This is a genomic window from Pantoea dispersa, from assembly GCF_035783935.1.
Lineage (GTDB): Bacteria > Pseudomonadota > Gammaproteobacteria > Enterobacterales > Enterobacteriaceae > Pantoea > Pantoea dispersa_C.
Window position 1 is genome coordinate 444,712 of record NZ_JALKOV010000001.1, and the last position, 19,556, is coordinate 464,267.

A 19,556-nucleotide genomic window follows, 5' to 3' on the forward strand; every position below is an offset into this window, starting at 1 on the left:
AAAGGGATTTCACAGAAGAATAGACGAAAATTGGCGGCTGTCAGGGCAGGAGCGAACAATGACGGGGTGGATGATTAAAAAGTCATCCACCCGCGCCGGTCAGATCATCTTTTGCGGAAAGTGCAGAACCGGTCGTACCGATTCACGCATTACCGGAGCCGAGTAGCGGATGCAGCATTTAATACAGGGTTTCACCTTTTTAAAATTAATTCGCGCGGTCGCTAACGCCTGATTTAAATTATAGAGCGTACCGATGAACACCATATCTTCCTTAACCGGCAGACGTTTACACTCCTTCCGATGCAGCAGATGGTAGCCCTCCTGATCGGTACTGATCGTCACGTAGTAGTAGATACCTTTATTCATATTATGTGTCCTGAATATATTTGCTGTGTGTAATCTTTTTATATTTTTAAACGCGCAGTTAACGAGGTAACTGTCAGGGTCGAAATTATCCGGATTCAATCGGGCTAACCAATTCCAGAAAGATATATCAAAGATGAAATTTTAAATAAAAAAGAATATGTCGGGTAATATTCAGACAAATGCTTGTTTAATAAGTTAAATTTATTACATAAGAAAAGCAGACAGTAAGTCTTAGCAATATTAAATAGGAAAAGGCCTGGAAGTAAACAAAATCAGATCCGCGCCGCACAGTAATGGCTGTGGCTGCCTGAAATAACCGCGCGGCTGGCGCACGGAAGCGGGTCAGACAACAATCATGAAGATCAGATTAACCAGTAAGTTAGCGGGAGTGGCACGGACAAGACGATTGCTGTGCGGGGCAAAAAGCGTGATGGGTAGCAGTTCCAGCTGGGCCGTATTTAACATCCATCGCTGCGGTAAACCGCGTGCATTAAGGCAAATACAAGGTCAGAAACGCGGGACATTGATTATGCCCCGCAACCAATCAGTAGCGGGAAGGCTGGCCTTCCGGGCGGGTTTTAAAGCGGCGGTGCAGCCACATATACTGCTCAGGCGCCAGCAGCACAGTCTCCTCGACCACTTTATTCATGACGATAGCGGTATCCAGTTCACTCTCCAGAGAGAATTTATGCCGGATATCCGGCATCATTTTCAGCTCATAGCCGCGGCCGTGCGGCAGGCGACGCGCCAGAAACGGCACCACGCTCGGATTGGCCAGACGAATCAGCATATGCGTGCCGGTGGTGGTCGCGGCTTCCTGAACGGCAAAGAACGGGGCGAATACACTGCTGCGCGGGCCGTAGTCGTGATCCGGCGCGTACCAGATAATATCGTTGTTCTTCATCGCGCGAATCATGCCTTTTAGATCTTTGCGATCCAGCATGCTCTTGTTTGAGCGCATGCGCCCCCAGGTTTGCAGCCAGTCCAGTAACTTGTTGTCGTTAGGGCGATAAACACCAATGCCCGGGTTGTACATACCAAACACGCGCGCGCCCAGTTCCAGCGTCAGGAAGTGCATGCCAATCAGCAGGATGCCGCGTTTTTGCGCCAGCGCCTCGCTGACGTGTTCCAGTCCGCTGGTGCTGACCCATTTGCGGATGCGCCAGTCCGGCCAGAACCACGCCATACCGGTTTCGATCAGCCCCATCCCGACGGATTCGAAATTGTGCTTCACCATGGCTTCACGTTCGCTGGTCGGCATATCCGGAAAGCACAGCGCCAGATTGCGCTGCGCAACCTCAACACGACGCTTCATAAAACGCATGGCAATGCGACCCAGTCCGCTGCCAATAACGTGCAGCACCGGATAAGGCAGCAGCACCAGCACGTAGAGAAAACCGATGCCCAGCCAGGTCAGCCAGTAGCGCGGATGAAGGAGTTCGCGGGTAAATTGCGGAAGTTGCGTCATGGAAATATCAATGTCCTGCGTCGTGTACCAGAGAGTCCGGTTTCTGTAATTGGCCGGGATTATGCCATTTTTTCTCCCTGACTGAAATCAACCATCCGTGCGTCAGCGCGTGGCGGACAGCATTTATGCGCAAATATTGGCGCAGCTAACGCAGAAACCCGTCGAATAGCGTTGATGACAGGAGAATTGCACCAGAAGCTTTGCATCACGCACAATTCAGGTATCATATGCGCGCTAAATTTCTCTGATTGCTAACAGGTGTTCACCATGCCAGTGTTACACAACCTCGTTTCCAATAAAGAGCTGAAAGAACGTATGCTGGCCGAAACCGAGCCGCGTACTACAGTCTCTTTTTATAAATACTTCCAGATTGCCGATCCGCAGGCATTCCGCGACCGCCTCTACGTAGCCCTGACTCAGCTGAACGTGTTCGGCCGCGTCTACGTGGCGCACGAAGGCATTAACGCGCAAATCAGCGTGCCGGCCAGCCGCTTTGAAGCGATGAAAACCCTGCTGTATGCCTTCGACCCGGCGCTGGATAATCTGCGCATGAATATCGCGCTGGATGATGACGGCAAATCGTTCTGGGTGCTGCGCCTGAAAGTGCGCGATCGCATTGTGGCTGACGGCATTGAAGACGGGAGCTTCGACGCCAGCAACGTCGGCAATTATCTCAAAGCCGCGGAAGTCAACGCCATGCTGGACGACCCGGATGCGGTGTTCGTCGATATGCGCAACCATTATGAATACGAAGTGGGCCATTTCGACAACGCGCTGGAAGTGCCAGCCGATACCTTCCGCGATCAGCTGCCGATGGCAGTCGATATGCTGCAGGCGCAGAAAGATAAAAAGATCGTCATGTACTGTACCGGTGGCATCCGCTGTGAAAAAGCCAGCGCGTGGATGAAGCACAACGGTTTTGATGACGTTTATCACATTGAGGGCGGCATCATTGAATATACCCGCCGCGCGCGCGAGCAGGGTTTACCGGTGCGCTTCAAAGGCAAAAACTTTGTGTTTGACGAGCGCATGGGCGAGCGTATCTCCGACGATATTCTCTCCAGCTGCCACCAGTGCGGTGCGCCGTGCGACAGCCACACCAACTGTGTGAATGACGGCTGCCACCTGCTGTTTATCCAGTGCCCGAGCTGTGCGGAAAAATACCAGAACTGCTGCAGCCCGCTGTGCATGGAAGAGGCTAAACTGTCGCCGGAAGAGCAGCGTGCGCGCCGCGCCGGTCGCGAAAATGGCAACAAAGTGTTCAATAAATCACGCGGTTTACTGAACATGACCATGGCGATCCCCGCGCCGGACAAAAAGTAACGTGGTATCAGCCTGGCATTAATCGCCAGGCTGTTGTCGCTTACTGACGCACGCCTTCCACTGAAATGATCAGCTCGGCTTTTTGTGACGCCGGACCGAGGTCTTTGCTGATGTTAAACTCCTTCAGCACGATCTCGCCGCTGGCGGCAAAGCCAGCACGATAGCCACCCCACGGATCCTTACCTTCACCGATCAGCTGCGCATCCAGCGTGATGGGCTTCGTTACGCCGTTGAGCGTCAGGTTGCCGGTGATCTTATAGTCCTTGCCCTGTTTTTTAACCTCAGTCGAGCGGAAGCTGGCCTGCGGGAATTTGCCGGTGTTGAGGAAATCCGCGCTGCGCAGATGCTTGTCGCGCTCGGCATGATTGGTATCAAGGCTGTTGGTGTTGATGGTCACGTTGACCTTGTCCGCGGCCGGATTGGCTTCATCAAAGGTAAAGCTGCCATCAAAGTCTTTAAAGCTGCCGTACAGCCAGCTATAGCCAAGATGCTGAATGCGGAACTGGACGAACGCGTGCTGGCCCTCTTTATCAAACTTATACTCGGCTGCGCTGGCGTTCAGGCTGGCGGAGAAGAGAGCCGCGGCGCTGAGCGCCAGCAGGGTTTTCCTGATCATATTACTTTTCCTTTTCAGAGGTTAAGGGGATGCGGTAACCCAGCATCCGTTTCAGCGTGATGTCGCGATCGACAAAATGGTGTTTCAGCGCGGCCAGCGCGTGCAGGGCAGACAACAGCACCAGCGTCCAGGCCAGCCATAAATGAACAGCACCGGCGATATCGGCCTGCTCGCCAGCACCGGTCAGCAGTGCCGGCACGTCGAACCAGCCAAATACCGAAACCGGCTTGCCGTCAGCGGTGGAGATCAGATAGCCGCTGATCAGCAACACCAGCAGCAGGCCATACAGCAGCCAGTGTGCGGCATGGGCAGCCCGACGCACCTGCGGCGAGTAACTGTGAAGCGGGGCCGGCGGTGGCGAAATCACGCGCCAGCAGAGGCGCAGCAGCAGCGCGGCAAACAGTAAGATGCCGATGCCTTTGTGAATCTCCGGGGCGCTGTGATACCAGCCGTCGTAATAGCCGAGCCCGACCATCCATAAACCCAGTGCGAACATCCCATAAATGGTCAGCGCCATCAGCCAGTGCAATGCGATGGTTAACGCACCATAGTGCTGTGGAGAATTACGCCACATAATTAAGCCGTTATCTGGAAATAAGTGGTAATGAGAATCTACAACCTGAAATAGAAAAGCAACCGGCCTTACTTTTCTATAACTTTATGCTTCAGGGTTCGGAATATATGGATAAGCGGCTGCGATTTAATTCAGTAATTCTGAATAGACAGGCGCCGGGCAGCAGCGGCGCGCGGGGAATTTTTTATTGCTACACCAAATGCGCCCTGTAAGGCAGGCGGCAGGTAAATCTGTGTCAGGAAGGGTAAACGTATGCCAGTGCGCACGGCACTGGCATCGGCATCATCTGGCAAAGCGCTGCAGGGAGAAGGGCGTGAGGTCAAAGGAGAAAGGTTTGTTCTGCGCGAACTCACTGGCCAGTTCGCCCAGCACGCTGGCGAACTTAAAACCGTGACCGCTTAGCCCGGTGATAATCAGTCGGTTGGGCTCGCCGGGCAGCGTATCGATGATGAAGTCCTCATCCGGCGTGTTGTCATAGCTGCAGGCTTCGCCGTGCAGGCAGACGCCAACCCCCGGCAGAAACTGACGCAGGAAGCCAAAGGCTTCATTGCCGTCGGCGGTAATGGTGCCGAACGGCTTACGATCTGCCGGCGTCTGCATCGGCTGGCCGCCATCGTGACGGCCGACTTTCAGCGCATTATTATCCGCCGGGAAACCGTAGAAATGGCTGCCATCCGGCATTTCAACCGTAAAGCCAGGGAACTGATTATTTTCGCTGTAGCGACCATCGGCCTGATACCAGGCAAACACTTTGCGCACCGGCGTTACGGGCAGGTCGGCCACCAACTGACTGACCCAGGTACCGGCGCTGATCAGCAGCTTGCGCGCGCGAAATACGCCATCGCTGGTGGTGACTTGCTGCAGATCGCCCTCACGGCTGATAGCGCTCACCGGGCAGTTAAACAGCTGCGCACAGCCGGCCTGTTCCGCCAGCTGCACCCAGCTGCGCACTGCCTGTTCGCATTTCAGGAAGCCAGAATTGGGCTCGAACACGCCGATGTAACCGTCCGGTACGTTAAGCTGCGGCCAGCGTTTGCGCACTTCGTCGGCCTGCAATACCTGCACGGCTAACTGCCAGGTTTTAGCGCTATCGATAACGTTATGAATGAAATCTGAGCTGGCCGGCGCCAGATTGAGGATGCCGCTGCGGTGCATGATGCGTTCGCCACTCTGGCGCTCCAGCTCGTCCCACAATGTCTGGGCGCGCAGCACCAGCGGCACGTAGCGTTCACCTTCGCCATAAGCGTGACGAATCAGGCGGGTGTCGCCGTGATGCGTACCCTGGCTGTGTGGCGGGTGCGCACTGTCGATCATCAGTACCGACAGGCCTGCCTGGGTAGCATAGAACCCTGCGGCAGCACCGACTGAACCACTCCCGACCACAATCAGATCATAAACCATGACGACATCACTCCTGCAAAACGGCGATTTTTTTCAATAGCATATCAAAAGAGAGCGCCCATGAAAAAGGCACCCTGGAGGGTGCCTTTTCACGCGATGGTGATGATTAGTGCTTTCGATTATCGCGCAGGTCTTGCTCTGTGGACTCGATCTTTGCAATGCCAGCTTCGAGGATAGAGATAAACTGCCTGGCTACGTCGGTAGTCAGCCAATAGGTAGGACCCACATCAGCTTCTTCTTCTTTCTGGTCCTGCGATGATAGCGAGTGCAGGCGGATCATCATGGCGTCATAGCTGTCTACGGTGCTGATATCCCATCCCACCAGCGGATGGGTCTGGATGACGTCTTTACTTCTGTCCATTATAACCTCCTTATTACTCGTTAAACGAAGTGCTTTCGAGGTTCAATGCGTCTGTATCTTGCACTAGCGGGATAATTATAACATGGAATTAACAGTACAGTAGTTAAAAAGTGTGGTGCTTAAAAACACAGCAAAATAAAAGCATTGAAAAGCCGCATTTCAGCGAATAAATAAACGCCGTACGCAGCGGGGTATTTATTGTCGCAGCGCAACGTGTCGTCATAGCGATTATCGGCTTCTCAGCAATAAAACTTTAGCGGGCTGAATGCCAGGGTAAAAATCCGAAATTATCCCTGGGTTTCCGCAGGTAATTGCCCTGTGCGCCGGTGGATCTCGTCCGCCAGCCGGGCAAAATGTTGCTGCAGCTGCGCGTCATGATTCTGGTTTTGCGCTTCCAGCGTCAGGTTATGAGCCAGCAGCTGGCTGGCGCGATCGTCCAGACAGAAGGTCAGCGTAGCAAAGGCATTTTCCAGCACGGTTAAACGGCGCTGCTGTTCAGCAATGAAGGCCAGCAATTCACCAAACGTCATCGCCTCTTCGGGTTTTTCAGTAGTCATGTGGTAAACACCTCCTGTAAGCATGACGAGGCAAGAATAGGGGATCGTTAAATCAGAGTCTAGATGGCGCCGGTTTTTCTGGCGAGCGGGAAATAAAAACAAAAAAGCCGGGCGGCGAGCCCGGCAAAAACGGCACAGTGGCGGTTAATCGGTAATAAACCAGTCGTCAGCGCTTTCCCAGGTTTCCTGTAAAATATCGCTGATGCGGTCGCGTGATTCTTTGCAGCCGCCAAACACGCTGAGCTGGTTGCCACCGGCATAGCGTACTTTGACGTGATGATGATCGTCGGGGAAATCGCGGGAGATACGGCGAGTGAGTTCAGCGCTCAGTGCATCCAGTGCACCGGCGGGAAGGGGCTGAGTCTTTGCTACGGTAATTTCAACACGCATAAACGCCTCCGGGATAATATACTGGTTATTTGTACAGTATAAATTTCCCGAAGGCAAGCGGCAGAGACTTATTCTTTGACGCGCCAGTTCAGGGTTTCACCGGCAAGGAACGGCACCAGCGTGTCGTCCGCCAGCGAAATGCTCTCCGGCACCGTCCACGGTTCGCGCACCAGCGTCAGCGTGCCTTCATTGAGCGGCAGGCCGTAGAAGTGGGGACCATTCTCTGAACAGAAGGCTTCAAAATGTTCCAGCGCGTTAAGCTCTTCAAACACCGTCAGGTAAGCGGGCAGCGACGTCGGCGCATTGAACACGCCGGCACAGCCGCAGCTGGCTTCTTTCAGGTGGCGCAGATGCGGTGCGGTGTCGGTGCCCAGGAAGACGCGACGGTTACCGCTCGCCACCAGTTTACGCAGCGCTTCCTGATGGATATTGCGTTTCAGAATAGGCAGGCAATAAAGATGCGGACGCACGCCGCCCACCAGCATGTGGTTACGGTTGAACATCAGATGCTGTGGCGTAATGGTGGCACCCAGCAGTTCGTTACCGGCCGCGACATACTCCGCCGCTTCTTTGGTCGTGATGTGCTCCATGACCACTTTCAGCTGCGGGAATTGCTGGCGCAGCGGCTGCAGCACGGTTTCAATGAAACGCGCTTCACGATCGAAGATGTCGATATGTGCATCCGTGACTTCACCGTGTACCAGCATCGGCATGCCGATTTCCTGCATGCGCTCCAGTACAGACGCAATCGAGGCAATATTCGTCACGCCATGGCTGGAGTTGGTGGTGGCGTGCGCCGGATAGAGTTTGGCTGCCGTGAAGGTCCCGTTGCGGAAGCCGCGTTCGATTTCATCGGCGTCGAGCGAATCGGTGAGATAACAGGTCATCAGCGGCGTGAAATGATGCTCAGCGGGCAGCGCTGCCATAATGCGTGCGCGATACGCTTCGGCAGCCGCAACGCTGGTCACCGGTGGAACCAGATTTGGCATGACAATCGCACGACCATTCACCGCGCTGGTATAGGGCAGCACTGCATTGAGCATTGCGCCATCGCGCAGGTGGATGTGCCAGTCGTCAGGGCGGCGAATCGTGATGTGCTGGGGTTGGGCTGTCATTCAAAAAGGCTCCGGCTGAGGTGAAAACGAAATGGCTCGTTTAGGCCGGGGACTAATCATAAGGGGGCGAGCAACCGTTTGCACGGGATTTTGCAGCCCGGCAGAGAAATAACCGCAGGCGCAGGAGATTGCGCAGCAGCGTGGCAGGCGCGGGCGGTAAAAGCCCGATCCCTGCCACGCTATGCAGGGCCGCTGCTCACAGCGGCCACTCAGCAGGTTAATCGGTAAACGGAATCACCAGCTGGCCAGGCTTCACTTCCAGCCCTTTAGCCAGTTTCTTCGCCAGCGCCTCGCCTTTGCTGCGGTCGGCACTCAGCACGTAGGCCGGTTTTTCATTGAAATAGCGCTTGAGGGATTCGTTCAGATACGGCGTGAGGGTTTTCATGATCGACGCCATTTTTTCTGGCTGCACCTGCGCGTCGACAATTTCCACATCCTGCAAATAAATCGCGCCCTGCTGCGGGTTATACACCGGTTGCGCTTTCATCTTCAGCTGCATCTCGGCCTGCTGCGGGCCAAATAGCGAGCTGACGTTGATATTGGCTTTGCCAGACAGCGTCACTTTGCCCGGCTCTTCACGGCCAATCTGGCTGCTGAGGTCGGTGAGCACGATGTGGGCATTCACCAGCCCGGACACGCCAATATCTTTCTCGTAATTGTTGCGCTTTTGCAGCGCCTGATTCACTTCCTGCTCGCTGATGGTGTATTGCGTCAATTGATTACAGCCGCTGAGCAGCACGGCAAAAAACAGGGCAAATAGCCCGGGAAACGCCTTCTTCATCATTTCTTCTTCCTGGTTGATACGGCCAAACAGCCTTAAGCCTGCCTGATTCAGGGCCAGGTGTCACCAGGAGAGAGATGAGAAACGCAGCCGCGCGCTTCTCATCGGCGCGTCATCAGGCGGCAATCGACGACAGCAGATTCACCTGCGTCTGCTTGGCCATGTTATCGCGATAGTCGGCGACGCGGCTCGGCCACTCAATGCCGGAGACCAGCGTCAGCGAGCGCAGCAGCGGGAACAGATGGATATCATCCTCGGACAGCTCGCCGTTGACGGCGTTGGGTTTGACGATCAGTTTATCCAGCTGGCGCAGGTCATCGCTGATATTTTTGATGAAACCCGGCGCATGCTTCCGCAGTTCGGCAAAGTCACCGAGGCTGGCCTGTTTCTTATCGCGGAAATAGTGACGCGCTTCGGGGGTAGCAAACTCCGCAAAGGCGGCCTCGGCGATGCGCGGCAGCAGCAGCTTGTTAACATAGCCGTTGACCCGTCGCAGCCACTCGGCAATCGCCGGATTTTGCTTGCCGGTCAGTAGCGGCTGGCGATCCTGATTATCGACAAAGCGCACGATGTCCATGCTCTCCGGCATCGCGCTGCCATCGGCTTTTTGCAGAATCGGTGCCATCTTCTGGCCAATCAGCTTTTTCGGCGTCGCTTCATCGTCATTGAGCATCACAATCAGCTCAACCGGCAGGTTTTTCAGGCCAAATATCATGCGTGCTTTAACGCAGAAAGGGCAGTGATCGTAGATGTAAAGTTTCATCCCGTTTCTCCTGTGATTCTCAGGGTGACGGAGGTCACCCTTTTTCCGGACGTGCGGGAAGTATGGAAGAGATCGCCTGAAGCGGCAAACTAGCTGCTGAAGATCGCCGGTGCCACCTGGCGTGGCTGGAACTGCCACCATAGCGCCAGCAGGGTAATCATGCCGACGGTGCTGAGCAGCATCCACGGCAGCTCCGGGAGGGCCAGCTGCTGGCCCATATCGAACATCCAGCCGCCGCCGGAGTAGCCAATCAGCCCGCCAATCGCCAGGCCGAGCCGGCTGAAGCCCATGTAGCTGCCGCGTGCCCGGGCGCTGGCCAGGGACGCACTCAGGGTCTCACGTGCCGGTTCAGCGATGATCGAACCGAGATAGAAAACGGCGATCAGCAAAAACAGTGACGGCAGCGAATCGGTCATGCCGACCGGCAGCAGGCTGAAGGTCATGAGAAACAGTCCGGCCATCAGGCGCGTTTCCAGCCGGAAGCGCTTTTCGCTCCAGCGTGCCAGCGGGTAGAGCAGCGTGAGCGACAGCAGCGCCTCAATCGCGTACATCCACTTCACCGCCGCCGGGGCGCCCGCCACCTGATTGACCATCACCGGCAGCATCAGCATCACCTGTACCGCGAGAATGTAATAGCCGGTCAGGGTAAAGACGTACAGGCGGAAGCGCCGGTCGCGCCAGACGCGCTGCATCCCCTCGCGCATGGCGATACGCTCTGTGGAGATGCGCCAGGCTGGCAACCACACGGCGTTGAAGATCGCTGCGCCGACAAACACCGCTGCGCCAACCCAGCACACCAGACGGAAATCCCACGCCAGCAGCCAGCTGCCAATCAGCGCGCCCAGCACCGCGCCGGCGCTGTCCTGCATCATCAGCAGCGAAAAGAAGCGACCGCGCTCGCGTGCCCGCACCAGTTTCACCACCAGCGCGCTGCGTGGCGGATCGAACAGCGTGCCGCCCAGTCCGGACAGCAGGCAGGCGAGCCACAACAGCCACGGCTGATGCGCCAGCGCCATGCAGGCGAAACCGGCGGCGCGCATCAGCATGCCGGTGACGATCAGCGGCCGTGCGCCGAAGCGGTCGGCAATCGCACCGCCAAAGATGCCGAGCCCCTGCTGCACCAGCTGACGCAGGCCGAGCGCAATGCCGACCAGCAGCGCGGCCCAGCCAAGCTGTTCAACGAAGTGAATAGAGATCAGGGGAAACACCACAAAGAATCCCATCACCACCAGCATGTTATCGACTAACAGAAATGTTTTTCCAAGGCGTCGTGCCCGCGCAACCCGTGACATGCTGAATCCTGAGCAAGTGAGAGGGAAAAGTGACCAGTTGGTCTATTTTCCGCCTGCCCCGGCGGGAAAAATAGCGTTTTCAGGATGATATTTTTTTATCCAGTCTGAAGAGAAATTAATCCTTAATCGGAATCAATTACCGCCAGCGATGCGCGGGGTTTTACCGCAGCCGGAGTGACGGTTATAGTGAGAAGTAACGCCGCTGGCGTCCCTTTTTCTTTGGTCATGGATTTCAGGAGTCATGATGTTTGGCTATCGCTCTGCTGGCCCGCGCGTGCGGCTGACCACCGATCGTCTGGTAGTGCGTTTAGTACATGAACGCGATGCCTGGCGTCTGGCGGATTACTACGCTGAAAACCGCGCGTTTCTTAAACCCTGGGAACCGGTGCGCGATGAGAGCCATTGTTATCCTTCAGGCTGGCAGGCGCGGCTCGGTTTAATCGCCGACCTGCATAAACAGGGCTCTGCGTTCTATTTTGTGCTGATGGACCCGGAAGAGCATGAAGTGCGCGGTGTCGCCAACTTCAGCAATGTGCTGCGCGGATCGTTCCATGCCTGTTATCTCGGCTACTCCCTGGGCGAGAAGTGGCAGGGGCAGGGCATGATGTTCGAAGCGCTGCAGTCGGCGATTCGCTACATGCAGCGCCAGCAGCGCATTCATCGCATTATGGCCAACTATATGCCGCACAATCAGCGCAGCGGTGATTTGCTGGCGCGCCTCGGCTTTGAAAAAGAGGGCTACGCCAAAGACTATTTACTGATTGATGGCCGCTGGCAGGATCATGTCCTGACGGCGCTTACCTGGCGCGAATGGACCCCGGATCGTCGCGGACAATAATAAAAGGAACACTCGATGAAGATGGCTTTATCCGCGCAGGCGCTGCGCGTGATCGGCTGCCTGCTGGAGAAGCAGGTCACCACGCCCGATCAATATCCGTTATCCCTCAACGGCGTGGTCACCGCCTGTAATCAAAAATCCAACCGCGAGCCGGTGATGAACCTGAGCGAAAGCGAGGTGCAGGCTCAGCTCGACGAGCTGGTGAAAACGCATCTGGTCACCGCCAACAGCGGTTTTGGTCAGCGCGTCAGCAAATATGAACAGCGTTTCTGCAACTCGGCGTTTGGCAATCTGAAGCTGACGGCTGCCGAAGTGGCGGTGCTGACGCTGCTGTTTCTGCGCGGCGCGCAGACGCCGGGCGAACTGCGCACCCGCAGCGGTCGTCTGCATGAGTTTCAGGACATGGCCGAAGTGGAACACACGCTGGATGGCCTGATAACGCGCGACGACGGCCCGATGGTGCAACGACTGGCGCGCGAGCCGGGCAAGCGTGAAAGCCGCTACATGCACCTGTTTGGCGGCGAGGTGCCCGATGAGGTGCCTGCGTCCGGCGCAGAGGCGGTTGACCGTGACGATCTGGCGGCGCGCGTCGCTCAGCTGGAAGCGCAGGTGGCGCGCCTCGAAGCCCAGCTACAGCTGCTGCACAAGGAGGCCTGAGATGGCGCTGCGTATTGGCGTGGTGGGGCTCGGCGGCATCGCACAGAAAGCCTGGCTGCCGGTGCTGGCGCAGGCCAGCGGCTGGCAGCTGGTGGGCGCGTTCTCGCCCAGCCAGGCGCGGGCGCAGCCGATCTGCGTCAGTTACCGTATTCCTTACTTTAGTCAGCTGGATGCGCTGGCGGCGGCCAGCGATGCGGTGTTTGTGCACAGCAGCACCGCCAGCCATTTTGAGGTGGTGCAGGCGCTGCTGCTGGCCGGGAAAGATGTTTGTGTCGATAAGCCGCTGGCCGAAACGCTGCAGCAGGCGGAGACGCTGGTGGCGCTGGCGGAAAAGCGCAAACGCAAACTGATGGTTGCCTTCAACCGGCGCTTTGCGCCGCGCTACCAGCAGCTGAAAGCGCAGCTGCCGGGCGCGTCTTCGCTGCGTATCGAGAAACACCGGGCGGACAGCATCGGCCCGCATGACCTGCGCTTTACCCTGCTGGATGATTATCTGCACGTGGTTGATACCGCGCTGTGGCTGGCTGGCGGCAAACTCAGGCTGGAGCTCGGCCACATCGACACCAACGAGGACGGCGCGATGCGCTATGGCGAGCACCATTTCTCGGCCGGATCGCTGCAAATTACCACCAGTATGCATCGGCGAGCCGGCACCCAGCGTGAAGTGGTCAGCGCCATCTGCGACGGGCGTTACATCGAAATCAACGAGATGCGCGACTGGCGTGAAGAGACGCTGAGCGGCCTGCGCAGTGATGTCCCGCCGGCGTGGCAAAGTCATCTGACCCAGCGTGGTTTTAGCGGTGCGGCGCAGCATTTTATCCAGTGCGTGGAAAATCAGACGATGCCTGAAACCAGTGGTGAGCAGGCGCTGGCGGCGCAGCGTCTGGTGGAAAAACTGTGGCGCGACGCCGTGCAGGAATAATCCCTTGTAACACTCAATGCTGGTCATTTCCCACCGCAGCAGTAGACTATCGCCGGACATCGCTGGATGTCCGCGCTAAGTTGCTCATTTATCCGACACTTTTCAGGATGCGCCACTCATTATGAATTTGCTGAAATCGCTGGCTGCGGTCAGTTCGATGACCCTTTTTTCCCGCGTGCTGGGCTTTGCCCGCGACGCCATTGTGGCGCGCGTTTTCGGGGCTGGCATGGCCACCGATGCTTTTTTCGTGGCGTTTAAACTGCCCAATTTGCTGCGACGTATTTTTGCCGAAGGCGCCTTTTCGCAGGCGTTCGTACCGATTCTTGCCGAATACAAAAGCAAGCAGGGCGAAGACGCCACGCGGGTGTTTGTCGCCTATGTATCAGGCCTGCTGACGCTGGTACTGGCCGTGGTGACGGTGCTGGGCATGGTCGCTGCGCCCTGGGTGATTGTGGTGACGGCGCCGGGTTTTGCCGATACCGCCGACAAGTTCGCCTTAACCAGTTCTCTGCTGCGCGTGACCTTTCCTTATATATTGCTGATCTCGCTGGCATCGCTGGCCGGGGCGATTCTCAATACCTGGAACCGTTTTTCCGTACCGGCGTTCGCGCCCACGCTGCTGAACATCAGCATGATCGGCTTTGCGCTGTTCGCCGCGCCGCACTTCAACCCGCCGGTGATGGCGCTGGCGTGGGCGGTGGTGGTGGGCGGGCTGCTGCAGCTGTTTTATCAGCTGCCGCACCTGAAAAAGATTGGCATGCTGGTGCTGCCGCGCGTGAACCTGCGCGATGCCGGGGTGTGGCGGGTGATGCGCCAGATGGGGCCGGCGATTCTCGGCGTGTCGGTTAGCCAGATCTCGCTGATCATCAATACGATCTTCGCCTCGTTTCTGGTCTCCGGCTCGGTGTCGTGGATGTACTACGCCGACCGCCTGATGGAGTTTCCGTCTGGCGTGCTGGGCGTGGCGCTCGGCACCATCCTGCTGCCGTCGCTGGCGAAGAGTTTTGCCAGCGGTAACCACGACGAATACTCGCGCCTGATGGACTGGGGGCTGCGCCTGTGCTTCCTGCTGGCGCTGCCGAGTGCGGTGGCGCTGGGTATTCTGTCCGGTCCGCTCACCGTGGCGCTGTTCCAGTACGGTAAATTTACCGCTTTTGATGCGGCGATGACCCAGCGCGCACTGATCGCCTATTCGGTCGGGCTGATGGGGCTGATCGTGGTGAAAGTGCTGGCGCCGGGCTTCTATTCGCGTCAGGACATCAAAACGCCGGTTAAGATTGCCATTGCGACCTTAATCATGACCCAGCTGATGAACCTGGCGTTTATTGGTCCGCTGAAGCATGCCGGTCTGTCGCTGTCGATTGGTCTGGCAGCCTGCCTGAATGCGGCGCTGCTCTACTGGCAGCTGCGTAAGCAGCAGATCTTTCAGCCGCAGCCGGGCTGGCACGGTTTCCTGCTGCGTCTGCTGATCGCCGTCGCGGTGATGGCTGCTGCGCTGCTGGGCATTCTGCAGGTGATGCCGGCGTGGGAAGAGGGGCAGATGTGGTGGCGATTGCTGCGGCTGGCGGCGGTGTGCGCCATTGGTGGCAGCGCGTATTTCGTAATGCTCGGGTTACTGGGCTTCCGTCCGCGTGATTTTGCCCGCCGTACGGCGGTGTGACTGGCAACAAAAAGGGTCGCCAGTGCGGCGACCCTGTTCAGCAGACAGAGATAACGTTTTAGCTCAGCCTTTGCGGCTCAGCGTGGCCTGGCCTAAACCGCGACCGTCCGGGCCGTAGAAGGACTGGGTCTGGTGCGGTTTCAGCACCGACAGCGCTTCTTCGGTAAAGGTCATCTGATGCTGCAACAGCATGCCGTTGTGCTGATTGGCGTCGCGCAGACGCTGGGTGTGTTGCTGAATAGTGTGCCAGCGGCGTGCGATATCACTGTGACCACGATAAGGCGCTTTGGTACCCAGCGACAGCTCGGTTTTGCGGCGCATCTCGTCCAGATAATTCAACGTGGTCAGCAGCGCGCTTTTATCTTCTGTAATGCGCTGCAGCAGGTTGCCATTAATCCGTCCGGCAGACAGCTGCTGTTGCTCTTCATCCATCACGACGTTAAGCGAACTCAGCACATCCTGCATTTTATCTAACGTGGTCAGCAGATTATCCATCGGGACTATTTACCCTCTAAAAACGCCCTGGTATCGGCGATCAGCGCGTCGGCGATCTTACCGGTATCCATTTTCAGTTCACCATTACGAATGGCGGTCTTCAGCTGCTCAACGCGCGCTGTGTTAATATCTTTGCTGCCCGGCTGCATCAGCTGCGCCTGAGCGGGACTCAGCGTCACTTCCGCACCGTTCTGGCTGGTGCTGGTGGCGGGCGCGCTGTTCTGACGCACTTTCGCCTGGTTTTCGCTGGTGTCACGGGTCTGTACAGTGCTCACCGGTTTTAAAGGCTGCGTTCTGTCGATACTCATGGTGTGGCTCCTGTTAGGGTCAGTTGGGGATCAGCCAACTGAGTCAGCATAGGGTAATATCATTGTTGATATCTCTATCGGCAGAACAACAGCGTTCTTTAACGCTTTATAGCGATATCAGAATATTCCCATCCTCGCTGACGCGACCGCTCACCACCTGGCCATTACTCATGCGCACGCGCACCGTCTGCGCCGCGCTGGCGTTGTTTAACGCGCGTCCTTCACTGCTGGCATTAAAGCCGTTGCCGCTAGCGATCACCATCACATTCTGACCGGCTTTCACCCGCCACGGCTGGCGCAGCATGGTGGCCGTCACCGGCTGGCCTGGCGCAATGTCACGCAGGGCAATGGCGTCCGCCAGATTGCTGCTGCTGAGCAGCGCGCGCGCCGGCAGCGTATCCAGCCGGCCACTTTCCAGGCGGAAATCACTGGCGCTGACGTTGCTGCCGCGCGCCAGCTGACGATTGGCCACCAGAAACTCGCCGGTCACCTGCACCTGGACCTGTAGATAGCGACGATTCTGGCCGCAGCTGGCGGCGATGCTCAGATTGCCCCACTGACGGCTGTTACCCGGCAGCAGCAGCTGCGGTGTGTCGCAGGCAGGCCACTGCGCCTGCGGCGTGCGGACCACCACCGTCATACCGGCGGCATGCTGCGGATCGCGCGCCTGAAAGAACTGAGTCAGCTGCGCGCTGAGATCGGCGGCATAGCCGGGCGTCGCGAAGGCCAGCCACAGCAGGGCCAGCAGGGAAGAAGTTGTACGCATCAACGCCTCCTGTCGAAAAGATGGCACTGAGTCTACTCCGCGCACGAAAAATTCAAGGTGAAAAATAGCCCCGATTTTTGCTGCTATTCAGACGATAGCCCTTGCTTTTGTCCAATTAAGCTGTCAGCTCGAAATTCTCATTCGCGGAGGAAGCATGCTCGACAAACTCGATGCCGCGCTGCGATTTGGTACTGAAGCATTAAACCTGCGGGCGCAGCGCCAGGAGATTCTGGCGTCAAACATTGCCAACGCCGATACCCCGGGCTACCAGGCGCGGGATATCGACTTTGCCAGCCAGCTGAGCAAGGTGATGCAGAACGGCCGTGCCGAAGGCAGCAGCCTGGCGCTCAATGTCACGTCATCACGTCACATTGAAGCGCAGACCAACTCACAGCCCGCACTGGATCTGCTGTACCGCATTCCCGATCAGCCTGCCGCGGATGGTAACACCGTGGATATGGATCGCGAGCGTACGCAGTTTGCGGATAACAGCCTGAAATACCAAACCGATCTCACCCTCATCAGCAGCCAGATCAAGGGCATGATGAGCGTTCTGCAGGGGCAATAATCATGGCATTGCTGAATATCTTTGATATCGCCGGTTCTGCGATGACCGCACAGTCACAGCGGCTCAACGTCAGCGCCAGTAACCTGGCCAACGCCGACAGCGTCACCGGGCCGGACGGCCAGCCGTACGTGGCGAAGCAGGTGATTTTCCAGACCGATGCCGCTCAGGGCGCGGCCACCGGCGGCGTCAAAGTAGCCGGTGTGGTGAACGACCCGACGCCCGCCAAACTGGTGTACGACCCGGGCAATCCGCTGGCCGACCAGAAAGGCTACGTCAAAATGCCTAACGTCGACGTGGTCGCCGAAACCGTTAACACCATGTCCGCGTCGCGCAGCTACCAGGCCAACGTCGAAGTGCTGAACACGGTGAAGTCAATGATGATGAAAACCCTCACCATGGGTCAGTAACGGAGACGCATTATGAGCCTTGCAGTAGGGATTAAAGACAACCTCGACCCCACGGTCCTCAGCTCCAGCAGCAGCACTGGCAGCGGCAACAGCGCGCAGGATCTGCAAAACCAGTTCCTGAATATGCTGGTGACGCAGCTGAAAAATCAGGATCCGACCAACCCGATGGACAACAGTCAGCTGACAACCCAGCTGACGCAGATCAACACCCTGAGCGGCATTGAAAAACTCAATACCACGCTGGGATCGATCTCCGGTCAGATCAGCACCAGTCAGTCGCTGCAGAGCTCAACGCTGATCGGCCACGGCGTGATGGTGAAGGGCAGCCAGGTACTGGTCGGCAGCGGCACCAGCACACCGTTTGGCGTGGAGCTGGGCACCGCATCGACCGCCACCAGCGTCACCATTAAAGATGGCAACGGCAGCGTAGTGCGCTCCATCGATCTCGGCGGTCTCAGCGCCGGCGTTCACACCTTCTCGTGGGACGGCAAGATGGACGATGGCAGCGCCGCACCGGACGGTAAATACACGGTTTCACTCGCCGCCAGCAATGGCAGCACCCAACTGGTGGCACAGCCGCTGAACTACGCCTATGTCAACGGCGTCAGCACCGTGAATAACACCGCAAAACTGGATCTCGGCACCATGGGCTCCGCGACCCTCGATGAAATTCGTCAGATTCTCTGACTAACCTCTTAGCAGGAGAAATAGCATGTCATTTTCACAAGCGGTGAGCGGCCTGGGCGCTGCCTCCAGCAACCTCGACGTTATTGGTAACAACATCGCCAACTCGGCGACCGCCGGTTTTAAATCCAGCACCATCGCGTTTGCCGATATGTTCGCCGGTTCGAACGTCGGGATGGGGACCAAAGTCGCCGCGGTGATTCAGAACTTTAACGACGGCACCACCACCTCGACCAGCCGTGGGCTGGACGTGGCGCTGAGCGGCAACGGTTTCTTCCGTCTGACCGACGCCAGCGGCGGCGTGTTCTATTCGCGCAACGGCCAGTTCACGCTGGACGAAAACCGTAACCTGGTGAACACCCAGGGCCTGACCGTAACCGGCTATCCGGCTAACGGCACACCGCCAACTATTCAGGCCGGTGCCAACCCGGTCGCGCTGAGCATTCCGACCACCCAGATGTCGGCGCGCGCCACCACCACCGCCACCATGGTATCTAACCTGAACTCTACCGATGCGGTGCCAACTGGCGGTGCGTTCACGGCGACCAACGTGGATACTTACAACGCCAAAAGCACCGTGACCGTGTACGACTCGCAGGGTAACGACCACGCGCTGGATCTCTACTACGTTAAAACGGCCGATAACAACTGGACGGTGCACGCGATTGATTCCACCACCGGTCAGGCTGCCGGCAACTTCAACATGGTATTCGATACCAGCGGTAACCTGACTTCGGCCAGCACCGTCGCGCTGACCATTCAGGGAGCGAACGGTGCTGCGGCCAACCAGCCCGTCAGCCTCAGCGTGCTCGGCAGCCTGCAGCAGAACACCGGCAAAACCAACTTCGGTAACCCAACCCAGGATGGCTATGCACCGGGCGATCTGACCAGCTACACCATTAACGACGACGGCACCATCACCGGGACTTACTCCAACCAGAAAACCCAGCTGCTGGGTCAGATCGTACTGGCGAGTTTCTCTAACCCGGAAGGGCTGAAGTCTGAAGGCGATAACGTCTGGTCGGCGACCAACTCCTCGGGTCAGGCGGCTGTCGGTCTGGCAGGCACCGGTACTTACGGCAACCTGACCTCCGGCGCACTGGAAGCCTCCAACGTCGACCTGAGTAAAGAGCTGGTGAATATGATCGTTGCCCAGCGTAACTATCAGGCCAACAGCCAGACCATCAAAACGCAGGACCAGATTCTCAACACCCTGGTCAACCTTCGTTAATTCGCTAACGGGA

General features: G+C 57.3%; 24 protein-coding genes. 9 read left to right on the forward strand and 15 right to left on the reverse strand.

Features of this window, described 5'->3' with window-relative positions:
- Positions 1-99: 99 nt before the first annotated feature.
- Both MXF20_RS02160 and MXF20_RS02165 read right to left on the reverse strand, forming a co-directional pair.
- Entirely contained in the window at positions 100-366 is a 267-nt protein-coding gene (locus tag MXF20_RS02160) for a hypothetical protein (RefSeq protein ID WP_325967410.1), read from the reverse strand.
- Positions 367-910: 544 nt separating this feature from the next.
- Positions 911-1,834 (reverse strand): Kdo(2)-lipid IV(A) acyltransferase, encoded by a 924-nt coding sequence (locus MXF20_RS02165; protein ID WP_325967412.1) that lies wholly within the window; start codon positions 1,832-1,834, stop codon positions 911-913.
- A gap of 267 nt (positions 1,835-2,101) precedes the next feature.
- On the opposite strand from MXF20_RS02165, the gene MXF20_RS02170 reads away from it, so the two are divergent.
- Positions 2,102-3,157, forward strand: coding sequence for a rhodanese-related sulfurtransferase (locus MXF20_RS02170; protein ID WP_325967414.1), 1,056 nt, complete (start codon positions 2,102-2,104; stop codon positions 3,155-3,157).
- 40 nt (positions 3,158-3,197) lie between these two features.
- Here the strand turns inward: MXF20_RS02170 and MXF20_RS02175 are convergent, their stop codons facing one another.
- From MXF20_RS02175 to mdtH, 10 genes are all read right to left on the reverse strand, one after another.
- Complete coding sequence (locus MXF20_RS02175; RefSeq protein WP_325967415.1) at positions 3,198-3,773, reverse strand: YceI family protein; 576 nt, start codon at positions 3,771-3,773, stop codon at positions 3,198-3,200.
- 1 nt (position 3,774) lies between these two features.
- Complete coding sequence (locus MXF20_RS02180; RefSeq protein WP_325967936.1) at positions 3,775-4,350, reverse strand: cytochrome b; 576 nt, start codon at positions 4,348-4,350, stop codon at positions 3,775-3,777.
- A 279-nt stretch (positions 4,351-4,629) separates the two neighbouring features.
- Complete coding sequence (gene solA / locus MXF20_RS02185; protein WP_325967416.1) at positions 4,630-5,748, reverse strand: N-methyl-L-tryptophan oxidase; 1,119 nt, start codon at positions 5,746-5,748, stop codon at positions 4,630-4,632.
- A gap of 106 nt (positions 5,749-5,854) precedes the next feature.
- A complete protein-coding gene (gene bssS / locus MXF20_RS02190; RefSeq protein ID WP_325967417.1) occupies positions 5,855-6,109 on the reverse strand; it encodes a biofilm formation regulator BssS in 255 nt (84 codons plus the stop codon).
- A 287-nt stretch (positions 6,110-6,396) separates the two neighbouring features.
- On the reverse strand, positions 6,397-6,666 hold the full coding sequence (locus MXF20_RS02195) for a hypothetical protein (protein WP_325967419.1): 270 nt from the start codon (positions 6,664-6,666) through the stop codon (positions 6,397-6,399).
- 144 nt (positions 6,667-6,810) lie between these two features.
- On the reverse strand, positions 6,811-7,056 hold the full coding sequence (gene dinI / locus MXF20_RS02200; RefSeq protein WP_325967420.1) for a DNA damage-inducible protein I: 246 nt from the start codon (positions 7,054-7,056) through the stop codon (positions 6,811-6,813).
- Positions 7,057-7,124: 68 nt separating this feature from the next.
- Positions 7,125-8,171 (reverse strand): dihydroorotase, encoded by a 1,047-nt coding sequence (gene pyrC / locus MXF20_RS02205; protein ID WP_325967423.1) that lies wholly within the window; start codon positions 8,169-8,171, stop codon positions 7,125-7,127.
- A gap of 217 nt (positions 8,172-8,388) precedes the next feature.
- On the reverse strand, positions 8,389-8,952 hold the full coding sequence (locus MXF20_RS02210; RefSeq protein ID WP_325967937.1) for a lipoprotein: 564 nt from the start codon (positions 8,950-8,952) through the stop codon (positions 8,389-8,391).
- Positions 8,953-9,067: 115 nt separating this feature from the next.
- Positions 9,068-9,715: a glutaredoxin 2 gene (gene grxB / locus MXF20_RS02215; RefSeq protein ID WP_325967425.1), complete on the reverse strand. Its 648-nt coding sequence runs from the start codon at positions 9,713-9,715 to the stop codon at positions 9,068-9,070.
- Positions 9,716-9,804: 89 nt separating this feature from the next.
- Positions 9,805-11,007, reverse strand: a complete 1,203-nt coding sequence (gene mdtH, locus MXF20_RS02220) for a multidrug efflux MFS transporter MdtH (protein ID WP_325967426.1) — start codon at positions 11,005-11,007, stop codon at positions 9,805-9,807.
- A 244-nt stretch (positions 11,008-11,251) separates the two neighbouring features.
- Between mdtH and rimJ the strand changes: the two genes are divergently transcribed.
- From rimJ to murJ, 4 genes are all read left to right on the forward strand, one after another.
- The gene (rimJ, locus tag MXF20_RS02225; protein WP_325967938.1) at positions 11,252-11,845 is read left to right on the forward strand and encodes a ribosomal protein S5-alanine N-acetyltransferase; all 594 of its coding nucleotides are present in this window, start codon (positions 11,252-11,254) and stop codon (positions 11,843-11,845) included.
- A 15-nt stretch (positions 11,846-11,860) separates the two neighbouring features.
- Positions 11,861-12,502, forward strand: coding sequence for a DUF480 domain-containing protein (locus MXF20_RS02230; protein WP_325967427.1), 642 nt, complete (start codon positions 11,861-11,863; stop codon positions 12,500-12,502).
- A 1-nt stretch (position 12,503) separates the two neighbouring features.
- Positions 12,504-13,424 carry a Gfo/Idh/MocA family oxidoreductase gene (locus tag MXF20_RS02235; RefSeq protein ID WP_325967430.1) on the forward strand — a complete coding sequence of 307 codons (921 nt, stop codon included), beginning with the start codon at positions 12,504-12,506 and terminating at the stop codon, positions 13,422-13,424.
- Between the two features lie 121 nt (positions 13,425-13,545).
- Positions 13,546-15,084, forward strand: a complete 1,539-nt coding sequence (murJ, locus tag MXF20_RS02240; RefSeq protein WP_325967432.1) for a murein biosynthesis integral membrane protein MurJ — start codon at positions 13,546-13,548, stop codon at positions 15,082-15,084.
- Between the two features lie 63 nt (positions 15,085-15,147).
- Here the strand turns inward: murJ and flgN are convergent, their stop codons facing one another.
- The 3 genes from flgN to flgA all read right to left on the reverse strand — a co-directional run bounded on the left by flgN (position 15,148) and on the right by flgA (position 16,653).
- Positions 15,148-15,579, reverse strand: coding sequence for a flagellar export chaperone FlgN (gene flgN, locus MXF20_RS02245; protein ID WP_325967434.1), 432 nt, complete (start codon positions 15,577-15,579; stop codon positions 15,148-15,150).
- A gap of 5 nt (positions 15,580-15,584) precedes the next feature.
- Positions 15,585-15,887: a flagellar biosynthesis anti-sigma factor FlgM gene (flgM, locus tag MXF20_RS02250; RefSeq protein ID WP_325967436.1), complete on the reverse strand. Its 303-nt coding sequence runs from the start codon at positions 15,885-15,887 to the stop codon at positions 15,585-15,587.
- A 106-nt stretch (positions 15,888-15,993) separates the two neighbouring features.
- Positions 15,994-16,653, reverse strand: coding sequence for a flagellar basal body P-ring formation chaperone FlgA (gene flgA / locus MXF20_RS02255; RefSeq protein WP_325967438.1), 660 nt, complete (start codon positions 16,651-16,653; stop codon positions 15,994-15,996).
- A gap of 154 nt (positions 16,654-16,807) precedes the next feature.
- Here flgA and flgB point away from each other — a divergent pair, with 154 nt between their 5' ends.
- The 4 genes from flgB to flgE are packed head-to-tail and all read left to right on the forward strand — an operon-like array spanning position 16,808 to position 19,543.
- A complete protein-coding gene (gene flgB / locus MXF20_RS02260) occupies positions 16,808-17,221 on the forward strand; it encodes a flagellar basal body rod protein FlgB (protein ID WP_021506423.1) in 414 nt (137 codons plus the stop codon).
- A 2-nt stretch (positions 17,222-17,223) separates the two neighbouring features.
- Complete coding sequence (flgC, locus tag MXF20_RS02265) at positions 17,224-17,628, forward strand: flagellar basal body rod protein FlgC (protein ID WP_021506422.1); 405 nt, start codon at positions 17,224-17,226, stop codon at positions 17,626-17,628.
- Between the two features lie 12 nt (positions 17,629-17,640).
- Positions 17,641-18,315: a flagellar hook assembly protein FlgD gene (gene flgD, locus MXF20_RS02270; RefSeq protein WP_021506421.1), complete on the forward strand. Its 675-nt coding sequence runs from the start codon at positions 17,641-17,643 to the stop codon at positions 18,313-18,315.
- A gap of 25 nt (positions 18,316-18,340) precedes the next feature.
- Entirely contained in the window at positions 18,341-19,543 is a 1,203-nt protein-coding gene (gene flgE / locus MXF20_RS02275; RefSeq protein ID WP_238560991.1) for a flagellar hook protein FlgE, read from the forward strand.
- Positions 19,544-19,556 lie beyond the last annotated feature (13 nt).